We start from the raw sequence: 16,777 nt of genomic DNA, 5'->3' as shown, positions 1-16,777 counted from the left end.
GGCGTAGATCCGGACTCTAGCTGGAGGCCAGATCGGCTGAGAGATGCTCGACTTCACTCAGGATCTTGTTCAGTGCCCCCCGGCCGTTCGCGCTCTTGTCGCGGTAAGTCTCGGTTGAGTTGACCGTCTCGAGCAGGGTCGCGCGGGCTCGGCTGACCCGGCTCTTGATGGTGCCGACGGCGCAGGCACAGACCTCTGCGGCCTCCTCGTACGAGAATCCGCCCGCTCCCACCAGGATCAGCGCTTCACGCTGATCGGCCGGGAGCGTGTCGAGGGCCTCGTAAACTTCGGCCAGCGCGATCGCCGAGTGCTGGCTGGCCTCACGAGCAGTGGAGACGCCGGCGTCCTCGTCGCAGACTTCATTCTTGCGCCAGGCGCGGCGCTGTTCGGAATAGAAGTGATTGCGCAGGATCCTGAAGGTCCAGCCTTTCAGATTGGTCCCGGCCTGAAAGCTCATCCGGGCCTTCCAGGATTTGAGAAGCGTCTCCTGGGTCAGGTCATCGGCTTCGGCCGCATTCGAGCAGAGGCTGCGAGCAAAGGCGCGAAGGTATGGCACGAGCTCGGCAAGCGCGTTCTTGAATGCCGTCGGATCGCTGGGGTCGGGCCCCGGAGTGGTGTGCGTCTTCATTCATCGCCCTCCCACTTCTCATCGAGTTTGTCGAGAAGCTCGTTGAAGCTGTCTGGTATCGGTTCTGCCAGTGTCTGATCGAAGAGATTTTTCAAACCCTTGGTAAAGGCGTCGAGCGATTCGCTGATCCTTTCCTCAGGTTCGCCTGCTTCGGTCGCACCGAGATTGGCGCCCTGCGACGGCTTCAGGTCTTCGGGAAAGTCGTTCATTATTCACCGATCGAAATATTAAAATCATAATACACCAGTCATTGAACATATAGGTGTCCGGCTCGCCGCGTAAAGCGCCGGGTAGACGAATAATCAGGTAAACAAAGCAGATTTCACGAAGAGCGTGTGGGCCGGGACGGTCATTTCGGCTCGCGTTCACCGGCACGCGTGGCCGCTTCCTGCATCAGCGTGTCGATGACCGAACTGGTATGAGGTGTCTTGTTTTTCAACTGCTTGCGTTCCAGCAGTTCAAGCAGGTTGGCACGCGCACGGCTTACGCGGCTCTTGATCGTGCCGACGGCGCAGTCGCAGATTTCGGCCGCTTCCTCGTAAGAAAACCCGCCAGCGCCGACCAGGACCAGCGCCTCGCGCTGTTCTTCGGACAGGCTGTCGAGCGCCTGGCGCACTTCCTCGAGCTGGACAGAGGCATCCTGAGCGGCCGTGGCCGGACCGGGGCGCTCGATATCCTTTTCGGTGGAGACCTCGTTCTTGCGCCACGCCTTGCGGCGTTCGGAATAGAAATGATTGCGCAGGATCATGAAGACCCAGGCTTTCAAATTCGTGCCGGGCGTATAGCTTTCGCGGGCGCGCCAGGCCTTGACCAGCGCTTCCTGCGCGAGGTCGTCGGCCTCGGCCGCGTTGTGGCAGAGACTCCGGGCGAATGCCCGCAAATGCGGGATCAGTTCGGCCAGCTCCGTCTTGAACGCCGAAGAGTCAGCTTGCGCCATCGGAGCGCCCGTTACTGTTGTCGTCCAGCCTGTCGAGCAGAGACTTCATCTCGTCGGGAATCGGCTCGTCGACCGTGTCCTGATAGATTTGCCTGAGCCGCTTGCCGAACTCGCCAAGCTCGGCGTCGCCCGCCTCCGCCTTGGAGCGCCTGGCGTGCCCGTCGGTGTCGTGCGCTTTTGAATTCTCCGCCAAAGCAGGCTCCAACCCTTTGCCCTCGATGCCGTAAGAACTCCCGCGGCGGCCCGGAGTTCCGTTCCGGGCATGCGGTTTCGCAAGCCAATGCAGCTGGTTGGCCTGGCCCAAGCGCGCGGCTCAGGACGTGTCGGCTCGCGCGCGCAAATGGAGCATGAGCCGGGCGCTGTCGCGCACGCCGGGATTGCCTGTCATGACATGCACCAGCGTGGCGGGGGGCAGGGACCCGGCCAGGGAGAGCACGGTCCGGTCCATCGCCGACGGGTCGCGGGTCAGGGCAGAGAGCAGGCGCCGGCTGGCCAGTCCGGCCACCAGGCCGGGGCCGTGAAAGGCCGGCGGCGCGCGCCCGGCGAGCAGGCGGCGGGTGACGGTTCCGGCCCAGTTTTCCAGTCTCAGCAGGCTTTGACCGGCCCCCGCCCGCCAGCCGCCCGCCTGCATCCGGGCTGCGACCAGGCCGCGGACAGGGTGCTCGCGAGGGGCGGGAAGGCCGGTGGGCAGGACGCCGTAGCTGACCGGTCCGGCCCTGGTCCAGCGGCGCCGGGAGAGCAGCTCGTCAAGCTCGGCTTCAAGCCGGGCGCGTTCAAGCGGGACCGGGCTCCAGCGCACGGTCTCGGTGCGGACGCGGCCGTCGCCGAGCGGCAGGACATAATCGAAGGCGAGACCGGCACTATCGCACCGCATCCGCGTCATGATCTCCGCGCACGGGGACGCGGTCCCGCCGCCATCCTGCGACAAACACCCTGCAAAAGACTGGTACATGACCGGTATCTGAGACGATGACGCGGAAGCCGGCCGCGTGTCGATCACATGGCGCGCCCGCAGGCGGCCGGCATTGGTCTCGACGAAGACCGATCCGCCGCTATGCCCGGTCTGGTGCGCGGTTATCCCCGTCTCCAGCCGGATGTGAGGCGCGTCGCCGATCCGGTCGCGCCGCCGGGCGAAAAGCGGCCCGCTCTCCACCAGCTGGTAGGACAGGCCGGGGATAGCGTGCTCTGCGCCACCTCCGCCGTCGCGCGAAAACGACCAGCGCGTCCACCGGGCGTTCACAAAGGGGGATAAGGCATGACGGGCCGGAGCCCACAGGCCCCAGGCGCGGTTCTGGGCAAAATCGTCGCGCGGTTCGATGATCCGGACCTGGAAGCGCGCCCCGCTCTCGATCAGGCGGTTGGCGAGCGCCATGGCCGCGAGCCCGCCGCCGATGATCAGTAAATCGGTATCTATGGAGTCGGACACGGGCAACCGGTTTGCATTCGCTGTTTCAACCGGTGCAAGCGTGGCCCGAAACGGCGCGGCTGCAAAGGCCGCACGGCGCTTCTGACTGCGGCTTTCTATTGGCGCGGCCATCGGGAGCGCCCGATCACCGGATGCCGGACCCGGCGGGTCTCCCGCCCTGGCAGAACGAGCAGGCTCTAGGCTTCACCGTAGCGCGCGCAGAAGTCGCGATACGCCGACGCCAGCCCCTCACGCAACCCGATCGAAGGGTGCCAGCCCAGAGCCTGGAGCGTCCGGGTATCGAGCAGGCGGCGCGGGGCGCCGTCAGGCTTGCTCCGGTCGCATACGAGGGCCCCGTCCAGCCCGACCGTCTCCATGACGAGCGCCGCCAGTTCCGCGATCCTGACATCGGCTCCGCTGCCGACATTGACCGGCGTTTCGCCCGAATAGCGTCTCGCCAGGTGGACCAGCCCATCGGCACAATCGTCGACATGAAGGAAATCGCGGCGCGAGGCGCCGCTGCCCCATATCTCCAGATCGCGCTCCCCGCGCAGGCGCGCTTCGTGCGCCTTGCGGATCAGGGCCGGCACGACATGCGCATTTTCAAGGTCGTAGCTATCGCCAGGCCCGTAGAGATTGGTCGGCAGGACCGAAATGAAGTCGCAGCCGAACTGGGTCCGGTAGGTCTCGCACATCTTGATGCCGGCGAGCTTGGCGAAGGCATACCCGGCATGGGCCGCTTCGAGCGGACCGGTCATCAGGGCGCTTTCGGTCAAGGGCTGGGCGGCATCGACCGGATAGACGGCGGAGGAGGCGACATAGACCAGCTTTTCGGCCCCGGCCCGGAAGGCGGCATCGATCACGTTGACCGAAATCAGCGTGTTATCTCTCAGGAAATCGGCCGGGTAGGTCATGTTGGCGCGGATGCCGCCCACAGTCCCGGCCGGGACGAAGACGATCTGGGGCTTCGTGTCGCGGGTCCAGGCCAGGACGGCGCCGGGATCGCGCAGGTCCAGCGCGTCGCGGGTTGCGTGAAGCAGCTCGGCCGGGCTCTCGCCCGCCAGACGGCGCATCAGGGCCGAGCCCAGCATGCCGCGGTGGCCGGCCACCCAGATGCGCTTGCCGGAGAGCGTGGAGTGGGCGCCTGCGTGGGTCACAGTGCTTTTTCGATGACCTGCTCGAACCGGTCCGCGACCGTGTCCAGGTCGAAATTGGCTTCCGCATAGGCGCGACCGGCCCGGCCCGCGCGTTCGGCTGCGATGGGGTCTGTGAGCAGGTCGCGTACCGCACTGACGAAACCGTCATAGTCGCGGGGCTCCACGACCCGCCCCGCACCGGCCTCGACGATAATGCGCGCGGCGAGATTGTCGGCGGGCGCGGACAGCACGATCGGCCGGCCCGCGCACAGATAGCTGAGCACCTTGGAGGGAACGGAGAACTCTCCGGCCTCTTCCTCGATCACGGCGAGCAGGACGTCGGCGCTGGCCAGCACGTCGGCAAAGCGCTCGAAGGGTTGAAGGCCCAGCAGGCGAAGCTTCGCCAGTCCGCGCTTTGCCTTCGCCTCCTCCAGGGCTGCGACCCCGACGCCGGCGGCGACCACGACGGTTTCGGCCAGGTCGGCTTCGGCGAGCGCCATCAGCAGGCCGGGATCGTGCTTCATGGCGAGCGTGCCGGTGTAGAGCGCGACGCGCTTGCCGGTCAGATCCTGCTCGCGCGCCCAGTCATTGTCCTTGGGGCGCACCGGGATCTCGTCGATCGCGCCCCAGTTGGCGATCACCGACACGCGATGATCCTCGATGCCCCAGGCGTGGGTCTGGGCGCGGAAGGCGTCGGTGATCAGGATGACGTGATCGGCGGCGCGCATCTGCTGCGCATCCAGGCGGCGATACCACGCGCCGACCAGATGGCCGGGACCGGGCAGGCGCTTTTCCAGCAGGCGCGATGCGGCGATCGAGTAGAAGTCCTGACACCAGTATATGAAGCTGCAAGGGGCTTTTCGGCACGCTTCGACAATGGCCTGTTGCGCCTCGGTCGGCGTATTGCCCGAAATCACGACATCGGGCCGGTGCGCGCCGATCAGGCGCGCGACGGCCTTGCCGTAGGCGAGGTCGCCGGCCCGGCGCTTGATGAAATTGGTCTTCGAATAATCCGTGCCGGGGTCGACGGCTTCGAACTGCAGGCAGTCCGGGTCGCCGGCCTCGCGCTGCATGCGTCCCTTGGGACCGAGATCCGCGCCGAAATAGGCGTGGATCACGGTGTGACCGCGGCTGGCGAGTTTTCGGCTGAGTTCAGCCTGGAAGGGATGGCCGGCATAGTCGTGAAGCAGGATTTTCATGGCCGGAACCCGGACTGGCGGCGCAGTCTCTCCACTCGGCGCCGCTACTCGGCGGCCATGCCTTGATTGTGCTGGCGCTGGATTTCGCCGGTGATCCAGGCATAGGTCTTGTCCATGCCGGTGCGCAGGCTCTGGGACGGGGCCCAGCCGAGCTTCTGCCGGATCAGGCGGTTGTCGGAATTGCGTCCGCGCACGCCCAGCGGGCCGGGAATATTCTCGATCCCGACATCCTTGCCGGAAATCTCGATCACCATCTTCGCCAGACCGTTGATCGTGATCATCTCTTCGGAACCGATATTGACCGGGCCTTCGAAATCGGACCGCAGGAGGCGCGTCGTGCCCTCCACGCACTCGTCGACATAGAGGAAGGAGCGGGTCTGCAGACCGTCGCCCCAGACCTCGATCTTGCCGCCCTCGGGCGCCCTGGCGACCTTGCGGCACATCGCGGCGGGAGCCTTCTCCTTGCCGCCCTGCCAGGTGCCTTCCGGTCCGAAGATATTGTGGTAGCGCGCGACCCGGTTCTGCATGCCGTAATTGCGGTTATAGGCCAGATAGAGCCGCTCGGAGAACAGCTTCTCCCAGCCGTATTCGCTGTCGGGATTGGCCGGATAGGCGGAGTCTTCGGCGCAGTTGGGATTGTCCGGGTCGAGCTGGTTGTGCTCGGGGTACATGCAGGCCGAGGAGGAATAGAAGACGCGCTTGATGTTGCGCTTGTGGCAGGCATCCAGGACGTTCAGGTTGATCGTCGCCGAGTTGTGCATGATGTCGGCGTCGTTTTCCCCGGTGAAGATGTAGCCGGCGCCGCCCATGTCCGCGGCCAGCTGGTAGACTTCGTCAAAGCGCCGGTCGACCACGTCGCGTACGATGAGCTGGTCGCGCAGATCGCCGATCACGAAATCATCGGCCTCGGTTTCGGCGTGCTCGTTGAATTTCAGATCGACGCCGCGAACCCAGAAACCCTCTTGTTTCAAGCGTTTGACCAGGTGTCCGCCGATAAAACCGCCCGCGCCGCAAACCAGTGCCGTTTTTGTCATCGTGCTATCCCCGTACTCGACCCGATCTTGATGCCGCATCGCAGCATAGCCGTCAATCACAAGTAGATGACGGTGCGGGCTTTTATCCCCGCCCTGTGGCCGCGGCTCTACGCTCGGCGCCTGTCGGTTGAGAGAGGACGTCCTGCCATGAGTGACTTCGATGCGCGTGCCGCCGGGCTCGACAGCCCGCCCGCCTACGCCTTTGCCATCGTGCCCGATGACGGCGCGGAGCTGGCCCGGCCCACGCGCGGCCTGATGGTGGCCGGAGAGGGCGATGTCGCGGTCCTGACCGTGGGCGGGGACACCGCCGTGCTGCCCGGCCTTCTGCCCGGTATCCAGTATGCCATTCGCGCGCGGCGTGTCCTGGCCACGGGGACGAGCGCGAGCGGCCTTGTGGGGCTGGCATGAGGCTGGGCCTGGCCACCGGCCTGCCGGCCGTTGCGGCCGACCGCCTCGCCCCCTGCCTTGAAGGGATGTCCGGGCCGCGCGCCCTGCTGCACGAGGCGGCGCGCACCGGCCTGGTGCTGAACTTCACCGGCGGGCGGGACCGGCACGCGGTACGCGGCCGGGTCTACGACACCATCGCCGACCTGCCCGGCGCAGTCCTGGGCGCCGCCGCGCCGCGCCTGACGCCGCAGGGCCTGCGCGTGGACGGGCCGGAGGACACGATCTCGCTCACCGACCTGCCGGCGCTCGGCTTCGACCCGCTCCAGCCCTTCACGCTCATGGTGGAATGGAATTTGCCCGTCCTCACCGGACTTCAGGCCGCCCTGACGATCGACGACGGCACCACCAGCAATCGCTGGCCCCAGATCTGGGCCCACAATGCGGGCAATGCGCAGGTGTTTACCACTTCGACCGCCGGCACCGATCAGGGCACGATCGCCTTCCCCGCCAGGGTGGGGGCTTCAAGAATCGTGGCCGGTATCGAGACCGATAATTTGTGGGCTCAGCGAGATCGGGAGGAAACGGGACTCGATGAAACCGCCGCGCTACCCGGGACAATTAACGCGATACGTTTGGGGACCAGAGTTCTTGATAGCTATCTTATGGGCGGTCTATCGATAATCGCAATCTGGCCGAGGCGGTTAAGTAGCGAGGATTTTTTTAGCGGGAGCCTTTAGCTTTCGGATTGCCAACCCCTGTTGTCTGCCCGATACATTCGCGCGGTTTAGCGATATCGGGGATCGGGATGGCAAGACTCTTGGATGCGCCGCTGAGCCAACGCGAACGAGCTGTTTCCCTTTGCGGGGAAGGCTCAGAATGAGCAATGCCGTCTCTAAAAATATGCGGTCCGTATTTCGGTTCGCGCTCTTTGGAGTGGGGCGGTTCTCGGGAACAGGTCTCCAATTCGCCGTTCTAGCTCTGATTGGATACCTGCTCGGAGACTCTGCGCTCGGCGTCTTTGCCACGGGCCAGAGCTTGGTGGTCTACGCTGGCACGCTCGCGAGCCTGGGATTGCCAGCGTTCATTCTGCGGCGAAGCGCGACAAAGAAGTCACTGAAGTCTCCACCAACCGCAGTTTGGCTGAGCGTTACAAACACACTCTCACTCGGCGCAGCAGTTATCTTGAGCTGCCTTTCCGTAACTTACTTCATTTTATCAGAAGATAACGCAATCGGCGGTCTTCCTGCGTCGGTAGTTGTCGGACTGTGTCTTGGCGCCGGGGCGTACGCGATTGTCCGGACGTATGCCGAGTCCTTAAAAGGGCAGCGTAAATTGATCGCCTCAACATCGGTTGAGTTTATATTCCCCTTCGTGATCGCAATGCTGGGGGTGATGCTCGTCGCATTCAAACCTACAATATTTGTACAATACATAGCCCTAACGTTGGCATTGGGATATGTTTTTTCGTCTTTATATTGTATTTTTATATGCGGGTCCCGGCCCCGATTTCTGTCTCTGCCTAGGTCTATTCGAAGGATAAGATACAATATCGGCGAATTAATTTCGCTGCATTTGGTTCAAGTTGGAAATCAATCCTTATTGGCGTTGCCAGTAATTTTAGCTGCCGCCCTTCTGACCTACAGCGATGCCGCCGTCGTAGGCGTGGCGCTGCGACTAATCGGATTAAGTGCGACCGCGACCGCTCTGATTATCGGCTTCTGGGCAAAGGATGTCGTGATGTCTGTTCGTTCAAGCGATATCCGGAAGCGCCGCCAAGTTTTCTTCAAGTTATACATTTTCAACTTTATGTCCCAAGCGTTGGTCCTGGGTACCGTGGCTGCATTTCCTCAATTCGTTCTTAGTCTCTTTTCGATCGACGTTGCAGTGACGAGTGCAGAAGCCTCGGCTGTCCGGGTTCTTGCGTTGCTTCGCCTAGCCCGGGGCTTCTTTGGAACGCCGGAAATCTTCCTTATCAATGCAGGCAGAAGCGGCTATGACCTTATTAGCCACGTGCTGGCATTAACCGTGTTCGGATTAATCATTGTCTTGTCTGGAAGCTCCTTGTTCACGATAGCTCTGGCAGCGGGTGCCGCAGGTTTGGTACGCGGGGGAATATCCGCAGGTCTTGTCTCGGCCCTGGTCTTGTTTCCTAGGGTGGAGAGATGACCTACATTCTTATAATTTCGATTTTAGCCATTGCTTTAGCGGCTGGATTCCGCGTTGGCATTACATCGGCAATTTTCTTATTCGGAGTACATTTGGTATTAGGTCTTTTATTCCGACTATTTGTTGTCAGAAATTTTGATGTCCCAAGTTATTTTTATTGGTCGTTATTAAGCAATAATTTTCACATCCCTATTGATTTGATTGTCTTCCAAATTTGTGTCGCAATAATTTTTACTTTGATGGGGTACTTTCTGCTAGGGCATCGTGGGACAAAAAATGCATCCATTAGATTCGCTAATTTTATAGTACCCGAGCACGATACAAGGCTATTTAAAATTAGCCTGATTCTCTTTCTGGCGTGTTGGTTAGTTTTTATTGTCGGATTGGCATCGCTATACGGCGGCATTGGACAGGCATTTGTAGCGCTCCAGAGAAGAGCCTTAACATTCGGTAGCTCAGTTACAATTTTGCGTATATTTATTACCGTTGCTTTTGCGCCGCTATTGATAATGATTTACGCTAGCCTCGAATCCAAGCGCCGATTGGGGCCGGCCGCTTTGATCGCGACGTTCGCTCTTCTCTGTCACATGATTGGGGTGTTCCTCACTGGTGGCCGAGGCGCCATGCTCACCCAGCTCTTTGTCGCCTTAGCCACCGCGGGCGTTCTGGTGAACCGGAGGCACTTGAAACTAACCTTTAGCTCGTTGGTGGGAGCGGCGGCCGCAATTGTACTTGTGGGCGCCGTAATTGTTGGGGGATATGCTATGCGAATTAGTGCCCAGCAATCGATTCCGTTAGGGGTTGCGCTTCGCCAGGCGTTGCCGGATGGGCTACTGATCGTCAGCGGGACATTTCCCTTGCTGGACCTCTATAGTGGGGCCTACGTCCTGACCCGCGATGAGGGTCTCTCCTACGGCGAAAACCTCGTGAACATTGCTGGTCGTTTCGTCCCGCGAGATCTGTGGCCGACCAAGCCCGATATCCTTGCGATAGAAATCCGGCAGCACGTATACGGCGACCGTTTGTCTGGCGCCCCGCCGACTGTTTACGGTGAGTTCTATCACGCCTTCTCCTGGCTTGGCTTGGTTGTTGGTGGGCTGTTCTTCGGAGTGCTGCTCAGATTGACGGATTCGCTGCGAGACTATGTGCTGCGTGAACCTCTGGTTGGTGGCTTCTATTTTTATGTCGTATTTCAGTTGTCTTTTGGTGTTTTGAAATCAGGATTAGAAAACAGTCTTTTTCACATCATCTATTTTTCTGCAGGGCTTTTGATAATCAAATTTTGGGTGCGGTTTTCAGGGCAGAAAAGGGCCGCCTGAAATGCGAGTGACAATTTCGAATGTGTTTGGCTCCAGCAATCGTGGCGACGCGCTCCTTGTCGAGGCGCTCCATGCTGCTATCCTCGAAGGGCTTGGCAGGGAGACCGAAGTATCGGGAATCGCTCATTTTCCAGAGCTGGAGCGCGAGCATCTGCCGAGTGTGTCATGGAGCCCTCCGCCTGCAAGAAGCTACGCACCGGTTGCTTGGCAGCGTCGTGCAATGAATGGCTTGCGGTTAACCGGCACCCACCTGTTCGCGGCGTCTGGGGCCCCTAAAGTCTGGCCAATCGGTCTGCCGCCGAGGGCGCAGCGAGAGAGTGTTTACGCCATCAAAAACGCGGACCTGGTGATCAGTTGCGCCGGTGGCTTTCTCCTCGACGTCAATGCGTCGATTCTTGGCAATCTGACGCAGTTGCATCTTGCCAACCACTTTAAAACGCCCGTGATTTTAGCTCCGCAGACAATCGGGCCGATCCGAAGCAAGAGTTTGCGGAATCTCACGGCGCGGGTTCTGGGTAAGGCGAAGCTGATCTGCGCTCGTGAGCGCTTCACGTACGAATTTTTGATCGATGATTTGGGTCTGCCAGAATCGAAGGTGCTTCGTACAACAGATATTGCATTTGAGCACGGTGAAGTGGATCGCGTTGGCGGTGTGGCGGCATTGCGAGAACTTGGAATTTCTATTGACGATAAGTTTATTGGAGCGACGATTGTTGACTGGCCTTTTCCATCGTCAAGCGACAAAGAAAAGTCGAGGTCAGAATATAAGGAAAAGATAGTTTACTTGTTAAAGAGGCTTTACGATAATACTGGGCGGCGCATTGTTATATTTAATCAAGTGAGTAGCGATCTTCGATTGAGCGAGGAGATTGCATATCTGTGCGGAAAGGCAGTCGTTCACGATGGAGCCGATCGCTCAACGGCGGTGATGCGTGGAATGTTGGAGCGGGCCGATGCATTTATCGGATCGCGTTTTCACTCTTGTGTGTTCGCGCTGCTTGGTGGTGTTCCTACGGCAGCACTCGCGTACACATACAAGTCCACCGGTATAATGGAAGATCTCGATCTTTCAGAACAAGTCTGGGATATCGACCAATTCGTTCCAGAAAACATCGAGGATTTTATTTATCATGCTATCGAACACCGTGAAGCTGAAAGCTCTAAGGTTCGTGCTGCAGTGACTGGCCTGAAATTCCCTAGGTTTTCTGAAGTACTTAAATCAATCGACCTATCTTAGCATTTGCTCGGAAAGCGCCTGAAGCTCTTTCTGTGCCATTGCTTGAGCCTCAACCCAAACGCTGCATCCTAGATTGGCAGCTTGCTCAAATTCACCATCGCGTTTCGCCCAGATTTCAAGCAAGTCGCCTGCGGATGCGACAAAGCACTCCTGATCGAAGACCCATTCGCTTGGAAGCTGATCGGGAATGCACCCACGGTCGGTCGCTAATACCGGACATCCGACAGCCAGGGCTTCGTAGATTGTAACTGGCTGCGCTTCATTGCGGTATTGGCTGGGAAACAGGAGAGCGTCGATGTCCTGGTAGAACGCTGCCTTGTCCTCCCCATAGACAGGACCTCGGTACGAACGTCGCTCGGGAGCCTCCGCGATGAATGCATCGACCTCAGACCGGATTTCAACGTCTGAGATGGGACCGGCGATGATAGCGCTCAGGGTGATATCCCGGTCTTCCAGAACCCGCATGGTTTCGAGGAAAAGCAAGATACCCTTTTCCCGCGTAATATTGCCGAGGAAGCCAACCGAGTTGAGCGCTCGGGCGGGTGATCTTTGGGCCTCGGAGGGGGCAATGAACGCGGCGTTAGAGAGCACGCTCGTCCTTACAGAGTCGCCATAGAGCCGCTTCAGCTTGTCCGCCATACACGGGCATAGCGTGATATGCAGCGTCTCGGCAGGCGCGACAGCAAAGACAGATCGTGTGGCCAGCGTAGAGGCTTCCACGTAGGAAAATACGTGGTGGTGGATGATCAGAGGGACGCCGTTCAACTTGGCCAGAAGGACGAGCACCAGACTTCCCCACGCGCCTTGGCCAGCGTCCAGAACAATATAAACAGGCGCTTTCTGCGGATCGGAAAAAATCGCGCGTGTAAGCTGGCGTAGGAGCGCAAGATGCTTTCTGAAACTCCAGAAGCGCGCTTTTCCATCTGTTTTGCTTACAACGAAGCGCCGAACGTCAATTGTCTCTGAAAGCCGCTCCGCAATCGCCTTGGTGACATGCGTCATCCCTGTGGTGGGCGGCGGAAAGACTGCGACGATCTTCAGCATCCCCCGCGCGCCCATCACTCTGTCTCCCACACGCGGACATAGTCGATCTGCATGGCGGTGCCGTCCAGGGCGTCGTCCGGGGTGTCGAGCCAGCTGGCGGTGGCGGTGGACAGGCGCACGGTCAGCGGCCCGGCGCAGGGCGCTTCGGCGCGGCGCACGATATGGCCGTCGCGCCGCCAGATCAGCGTCTCACCGTCCCGCTCGATCGAGAGCACCATGAAGCGGGCCGAATTGGGCTCCGGCGCGCTCCACGGATTGGTCAGGCGGTAGATGTCGCGCGCAACCTCCTGCGTGCCGGCGGTAAAGACATGCAGGTTATAGGTCATGCGCGCGGGGTGGGTGGCCTCGATCACGTCGATCTCGCACGCGGTCTCGCCGGGCTGGAGGCCGAGGGAGGCGGGATGGCGCGCGGGGAAGAGCCAGAAGGCATTGTTCAGCCCGGCCTGCGGCGCGAGTTTCAGCCGCGCCTCGAACACGCCGTCGCCGAAGGTCCGGTGCGTCCAGACATGGCCGGTCGTCCAGCTGCGGGCCTCGTTATCACTGGAGTCGCGGGCCTCCTGGCGCGTGACCAGATGCAGGAGGCCGCCGCGCACCTCCACATTCTCCGGCCAGCGGCTGGAGGTGATGTGGCCGGGCGCGCCGGACTCGATGGCCCAGACGGCCGGATCGAGGGTCTCGCCCTCGAACCTGTCCTCGAAGACGAGCGTCCACGCTGCGCCCGCGTCCTCCAGTCCGGCCGGAGCGGGAGAGGCGGCGGGGGCGGGGGAGAGCGCGAGCCCGGCCGCGATCAGATGTGCGAGCGGAGCCATGCCACCTGCTGTGTGCGTTCGTTCTCTAGCCAGTCCATGTCCAGCTGGACGGGGCGGGTCTTGATCTCGCCGGCGCCGACGCGGGCGAACAGGGCGGCGCGCGGGCTGGGCGTGAACAGCATGGCCGGATTGCCGTAGGCCAGCGTCGCGACACAGGCATGCACCCGGTCGGCCAGGGTCAGGGCGGAGTTGGCGTAGATCGTGAAATACGTCCACGGCTCGTCCGAGCAGACCGCATTGGGATGCTGGTAGATCTTGTAGGTCATATGCGGATTGGTGCGGTGCTCGGGCCGGATCACCAGGCGTCCGTTCAGCTCGGCGGGCAGCTTGCGCCGGTCGAGCAGATGGCCGAGATAGGCCTGCACCTTGGACCGGTGGGCCAGGCGCGAGGTCAGGTTCGGCGTGGTCAGATTCCAGCGCGTGCCGTCGGCTTCGAAGCTGAAATCGGCCTCGGGGTCCTGCGCGCCCAGCGTGATGGTCGGCTCGGGGTAGCGGTCGAAGTTGAAGGCGTAATAGCGCTCGCCGGCGACCTTGAACGGGGTATAGGCCTTGGGCGCGAAGAAGGCGCTGTCCATCCCGTCATAGAGCGGGACGCCCAGGTCCCAGCCGCTCAGGATGGCGTAACTCTCGCTGTCGCGCGTGGAAATCAGCGCGGGCTTGTATTCGTCAAGGAAGCTGCGCGCGGCTTCGAACTCGCTGTCGCGGAACTTGAAGAAGGCCGCACCCAGCAGGATGATCTTGGTGCCGCGTGCGGTCAGCGCCTTGAAGGTCGGCTCCCACAAATGGCGGAAGCCGGTGGTCAGGAGCGGGCCCTGCAGCACGATATAGTCGAGATCGAGCAGGCGCAGATACTCGACATCGTTTTTCGGATTGCCCTTCAGCTGATCGTGAAAGGTTCGGTAGCCGGGCTGGTCCTGGATGAACTCGACCTCGCCCACGCCGAACACCTGCTCCAGGATCCACTTGCCGCCGATATTGAAGAAGGCGTTGCCGACATTCTGGCCCCAGAAGCCGGAAACCAGGGCCACCCGGGGGGCACGCACCGTATGTGTGTCACTCATTCAACAAGCTCCATGGGGCGCGGGCGGTCAGGCCCTGGCCGGATCGATGACCGGCGCGAAGGCGGTCATGAGGTGATAGACTATGCTGGCGGGAACGGCGTCACTTTTCGCCTTGCCGTCCGCGTCGTACTCGTCGATCCACAGGCCGGGACCGGCATCGCCCAGATAGGTGTCGAACAGCGCCGCGATCAGGGCGTCCGCCTGGTCCACGCCGGTCACGCCAGGCACGACCAGGCGGGCGCGCAGCATCTCGGTCTGCGGCCAGAGACGGCGCCCGCCATCGATCGGCGTGCCGTCCGGCGCGACGCAGTTATAGGCAAAGCCGGTGCGGCGGTCGCGCCCGATCCGGTCCGCCCCGGCAATCAGGCGCCGGACCCAGCTGGTCAGGTCGCGCCCCGAATGGCGTTCGAACCGGGCCAGCAGCACGGCCCATTCATAGGCATGGCCGGGCTCGATCCGGTTGGCGCGCTCCGGGTCGGGCTGCCATGTGCCGGTGAAATGCTCGATCACGCAGTCATGGACGGGGTCAAAGAAATACCGCTCGAACAACTCCACGATGGTTTGAGCGCGCGCCAGCCAGTGCGGCTCGCGCCGCGCCTCGTACAGGGCCAGACAGGCTTCCAGCAGATGCATGTGCGGATTGGCGCGCAGGCCTGACTCCGGCGCATCGCTGTCGCGATAGCCGCCGAAGCCGGTGGCCAGACGCGTGTCCAGCGTGTCCAGGACCTGCCCGGTCCAGTGGTCGAAATCGAACGCCACTCCGGCGCGGTGGGCCCAGGCCATCGCGGTCAGGACGAAGGCGTGGTCGTAGGTGTCGGCCCGGCCGTCGACGATGCGGCCGGTACGGTCGAGACGATGGGCAAAGCCGAGGCCAGGCTGCCAGGCCCGGGTCAGCAGATAGTCGAGCCCTTGCGCGGCGCGGTCGCGGCCCGGTCCGCTCCAGCCCAGGATATGAGCGTGGGAGAAGGCGTAGATCTGGCGCGCCTGCACACGCACGCGCCGGACCTGCGCATGCTCCTGCGACGGAGTGTCGAGTGTCAGGTCTTCCCTGAAGCCGCCATGGGTGTCGTCCCAGCCATGGCGATCCCACACGGGCAGCATGCGGTCGAACACCCAGTCGCGCACCCGGCTCCTTGTGGCCTCCGGCAACAGGTCTGCAAAGCCGAAGCCGCGCGCAGCCTCGGCCATGTGCCGGACCTCCTGGGCGCGTGATCGATGCGTGACCAGGACCGCTTCGCGGCAGGCGATCACGGCCAGGTCCTTGACCCCGATCACGGCCAGGTGCGGTCCGTCCGAATAGAGCGAGCAGGCTTCGGTCTCGCGCGTGCGCACCGGCCCGCGTTCAAGATTGTCCGGCGCCCGGGCCATCGCCTCGTACAGGGCGTCGTGATCGCCGAGATCGCTCCAGTCCATGTCCACCGGCACGACGCTGACCTGGCCCTCTGCACTCAGCGGTTCCATCACCGCATAGTCGATGGAGATGGAGGGCGCCTGGCTGAACGCCTCCTTGTCGAGTACGCGCACACCGCCGCGCGCCTCGCCCAGCGCAAGGCGCGCCTGGGTGAGCACCTCCGGTGCGCAGCGCTCCAGCGCCCGGGCCATGACCCCGGCCTGGAACAGGAAGATGCCGGCATTCCAGTAGAAGCGCCCGGTCTCCAGATAGCCGCGCGCGGTCTCCGCGTCCGGTTTCTCGACAAAGCGCAGGACCGGACGCACGGGCGTGTCGCCGCCGCCCGCCTCGATATAGCCATAGGCCGTCGCCGGATGGACGGGCTGAATGCCGAAGGTCACGATCTGGCCGTCTGTGGCTGGCCCGACGGCCGCCGAAATCGCCTTGTGAAAGGCCGCGACATCGCCGATCCGGTGATCGGCCGGCAGGACGAGCAGGAGCTCGTCGTCGTCTGCCAGCGCCACGGCCGCGGCGATCGCGGGTGCGGAATTGCGTGCGACCGGCTCGAGGATCAGCTCGCAATCGCCCAGGCAGGACTGGATCAGCTCACGATTGTTCAGCGACCCGACAATGAGTGGAGGCGAGAATGCGGGCGGATTCGCTCCGCCTCCGGCTGGCGCAGCGACGCGCAGTGCGGTCTGCTCCAGCATCGAGACCGGCCCGGCAAGGGGCTGGAACTGCTTGGGGCGCAACGCGGTCGACAATGGCCACAGCCGGGTGCCGCTCCCACCGCACAGAATGACCGGCCTGATTGGCATATTGCGCTTGTCCCCACTGCCTCTTCGCGTATGCAGCAAAGGCCGGCGAATATCAATCTAAGATTAGAGGCCGCCCGGTAAATATCTGGACGGGTGTGGTCGAAAACCGCCGCCTGAACCCGGCTGCAGCGCCCCGCTTCGCGCTTTCTTCTCTGTGCAAGGACGATTGTTCTGCCTGTCTGCGCCTGCACCGGCAGCGCCATTTCG

Annotated in this window: 17 protein-coding genes; 5 read left to right on the top strand and 12 right to left on the bottom strand. The window is 62.1% G+C overall.

Annotation, left to right across the window (positions count from 1 at the left end; translation table 11 throughout):
- Positions 1–16 precede the first annotated feature (16 nt).
- From PGP17_RS01045 to PGP17_RS01010, 8 genes are all read right to left on the bottom strand, one after another.
- Positions 17–628 carry a sigma-70 family RNA polymerase sigma factor gene (locus PGP17_RS01045; RefSeq protein WP_270373801.1) on the bottom strand — a complete coding sequence of 204 codons (612 nt, stop codon included), beginning with the start codon at positions 626–628 and terminating at the stop codon, positions 17–19.
- Positions 625–837, bottom strand: a complete 213-nt coding sequence (locus PGP17_RS01040) for a NepR family anti-sigma factor (protein WP_135944876.1) — start codon at positions 835–837, stop codon at positions 625–627. Before PGP17_RS01040 ends, PGP17_RS01045 begins: the two co-directional genes overlap by 4 nt.
- A gap of 140 nt (positions 838–977) precedes the next feature.
- On the bottom strand, positions 978–1,565 hold the full coding sequence (locus PGP17_RS01035) for a sigma-70 family RNA polymerase sigma factor (protein ID WP_270373800.1): 588 nt from the start codon (positions 1,563–1,565) through the stop codon (positions 978–980).
- Positions 1,552–1,758 carry a NepR family anti-sigma factor gene (locus tag PGP17_RS01030; protein WP_158291274.1) on the bottom strand — a complete coding sequence of 69 codons (207 nt, stop codon included), beginning with the start codon at positions 1,756–1,758 and terminating at the stop codon, positions 1,552–1,554. Before PGP17_RS01030 ends, PGP17_RS01035 begins: the two co-directional genes overlap by 14 nt.
- 120 nt (positions 1,759–1,878) lie before the next feature.
- Positions 1,879–2,991, bottom strand: a complete 1,113-nt coding sequence (locus PGP17_RS01025) for a lycopene cyclase family protein (protein ID WP_270373799.1) — start codon at positions 2,989–2,991, stop codon at positions 1,879–1,881.
- A 176-nt stretch (positions 2,992–3,167) separates the two neighbouring features.
- Complete coding sequence (locus PGP17_RS01020; RefSeq protein ID WP_270373798.1) at positions 3,168–4,127, bottom strand: GDP-L-fucose synthase family protein; 960 nt, start codon at positions 4,125–4,127, stop codon at positions 3,168–3,170.
- A complete protein-coding gene (locus tag PGP17_RS01015; protein WP_270373796.1) occupies positions 4,124–5,305 on the bottom strand; it encodes a glycosyltransferase family 4 protein in 1,182 nt (393 codons plus the stop codon). Before PGP17_RS01015 ends, PGP17_RS01020 begins: the two co-directional genes overlap by 4 nt.
- 44 nt (positions 5,306–5,349) lie before the next feature.
- Positions 5,350–6,339, bottom strand: a complete 990-nt coding sequence (locus tag PGP17_RS01010; RefSeq protein WP_270373795.1) for an NAD-dependent epimerase/dehydratase family protein — start codon at positions 6,337–6,339, stop codon at positions 5,350–5,352.
- 147 nt (positions 6,340–6,486) lie between these two features.
- On the opposite strand from PGP17_RS01010, the gene PGP17_RS01005 reads away from it, so the two are divergent.
- The 5 genes from PGP17_RS01005 to PGP17_RS00985 all read left to right on the top strand — a co-directional run bounded on the left by PGP17_RS01005 (position 6,487) and on the right by PGP17_RS00985 (position 11,448).
- Positions 6,487–6,747 (top strand): spike base protein, RCAP_Rcc01079 family, encoded by a 261-nt coding sequence (locus tag PGP17_RS01005; RefSeq protein WP_270373794.1) that lies wholly within the window; start codon positions 6,487–6,489, stop codon positions 6,745–6,747.
- Positions 6,744–7,463, top strand: coding sequence for a hypothetical protein (locus tag PGP17_RS01000; protein ID WP_270373793.1), 720 nt, complete (start codon positions 6,744–6,746; stop codon positions 7,461–7,463). The genes PGP17_RS01005 and PGP17_RS01000 overlap by 4 nt, the downstream gene beginning before the upstream one ends.
- 139 nt (positions 7,464–7,602) lie before the next feature.
- Positions 7,603–8,892, top strand: coding sequence for a hypothetical protein (locus PGP17_RS00995; RefSeq protein ID WP_270373792.1), 1,290 nt, complete (start codon positions 7,603–7,605; stop codon positions 8,890–8,892).
- Positions 8,889–10,211 (top strand): O-antigen polymerase, encoded by a 1,323-nt coding sequence (locus PGP17_RS00990; RefSeq protein ID WP_270373791.1) that lies wholly within the window; start codon positions 8,889–8,891, stop codon positions 10,209–10,211. The genes PGP17_RS00995 and PGP17_RS00990 overlap by 4 nt, the downstream gene beginning before the upstream one ends.
- A gap of 7 nt (positions 10,212–10,218) precedes the next feature.
- The gene (locus PGP17_RS00985; RefSeq protein WP_270373790.1) at positions 10,219–11,448 is read left to right on the top strand and encodes a polysaccharide pyruvyl transferase family protein; all 1,230 of its coding nucleotides are present in this window, start codon (positions 10,219–10,221) and stop codon (positions 11,446–11,448) included.
- Here PGP17_RS00985 and PGP17_RS00980 read toward each other — a convergent pair.
- From PGP17_RS00980 to PGP17_RS00965, 4 genes are read right to left on the bottom strand one after another with little or no spacing between them, the layout of a single operon-like run.
- Entirely contained in the window at positions 11,440–12,492 is a 1,053-nt protein-coding gene (locus PGP17_RS00980; protein ID WP_270373789.1) for a glycosyltransferase family 4 protein, read from the bottom strand. The genes PGP17_RS00985 and PGP17_RS00980 overlap by 9 nt on opposite strands.
- A 14-nt stretch (positions 12,493–12,506) precedes the next feature.
- Positions 12,507–13,301, bottom strand: a complete 795-nt coding sequence (locus tag PGP17_RS00975; protein ID WP_270373788.1) for a glycoside hydrolase family 16 protein — start codon at positions 13,299–13,301, stop codon at positions 12,507–12,509.
- Positions 13,280–14,362: a polysaccharide pyruvyl transferase family protein gene (locus PGP17_RS00970; protein WP_270373786.1), complete on the bottom strand. Its 1,083-nt coding sequence runs from the start codon at positions 14,360–14,362 to the stop codon at positions 13,280–13,282. Before PGP17_RS00970 ends, PGP17_RS00975 begins: the two co-directional genes overlap by 22 nt.
- Before the next feature lie 27 nt (positions 14,363–14,389).
- On the bottom strand, positions 14,390–16,570 hold the full coding sequence (locus PGP17_RS00965) for an AGE family epimerase/isomerase (protein ID WP_270373785.1): 2,181 nt from the start codon (positions 16,568–16,570) through the stop codon (positions 14,390–14,392).
- Between the last annotated feature and the right edge of the window lie 207 nt (positions 16,571–16,777).

The sequence above is a fragment of the Marinicauda sp. Alg238-R41 genome, from assembly GCF_947331485.1.
In the GTDB taxonomy this organism is placed as follows: domain Bacteria; phylum Pseudomonadota; class Alphaproteobacteria; order Caulobacterales; family Maricaulaceae; genus Marinicauda; species Marinicauda pacifica.
This window is presented reverse-complemented; position numbering and strand designations above follow the sequence as displayed.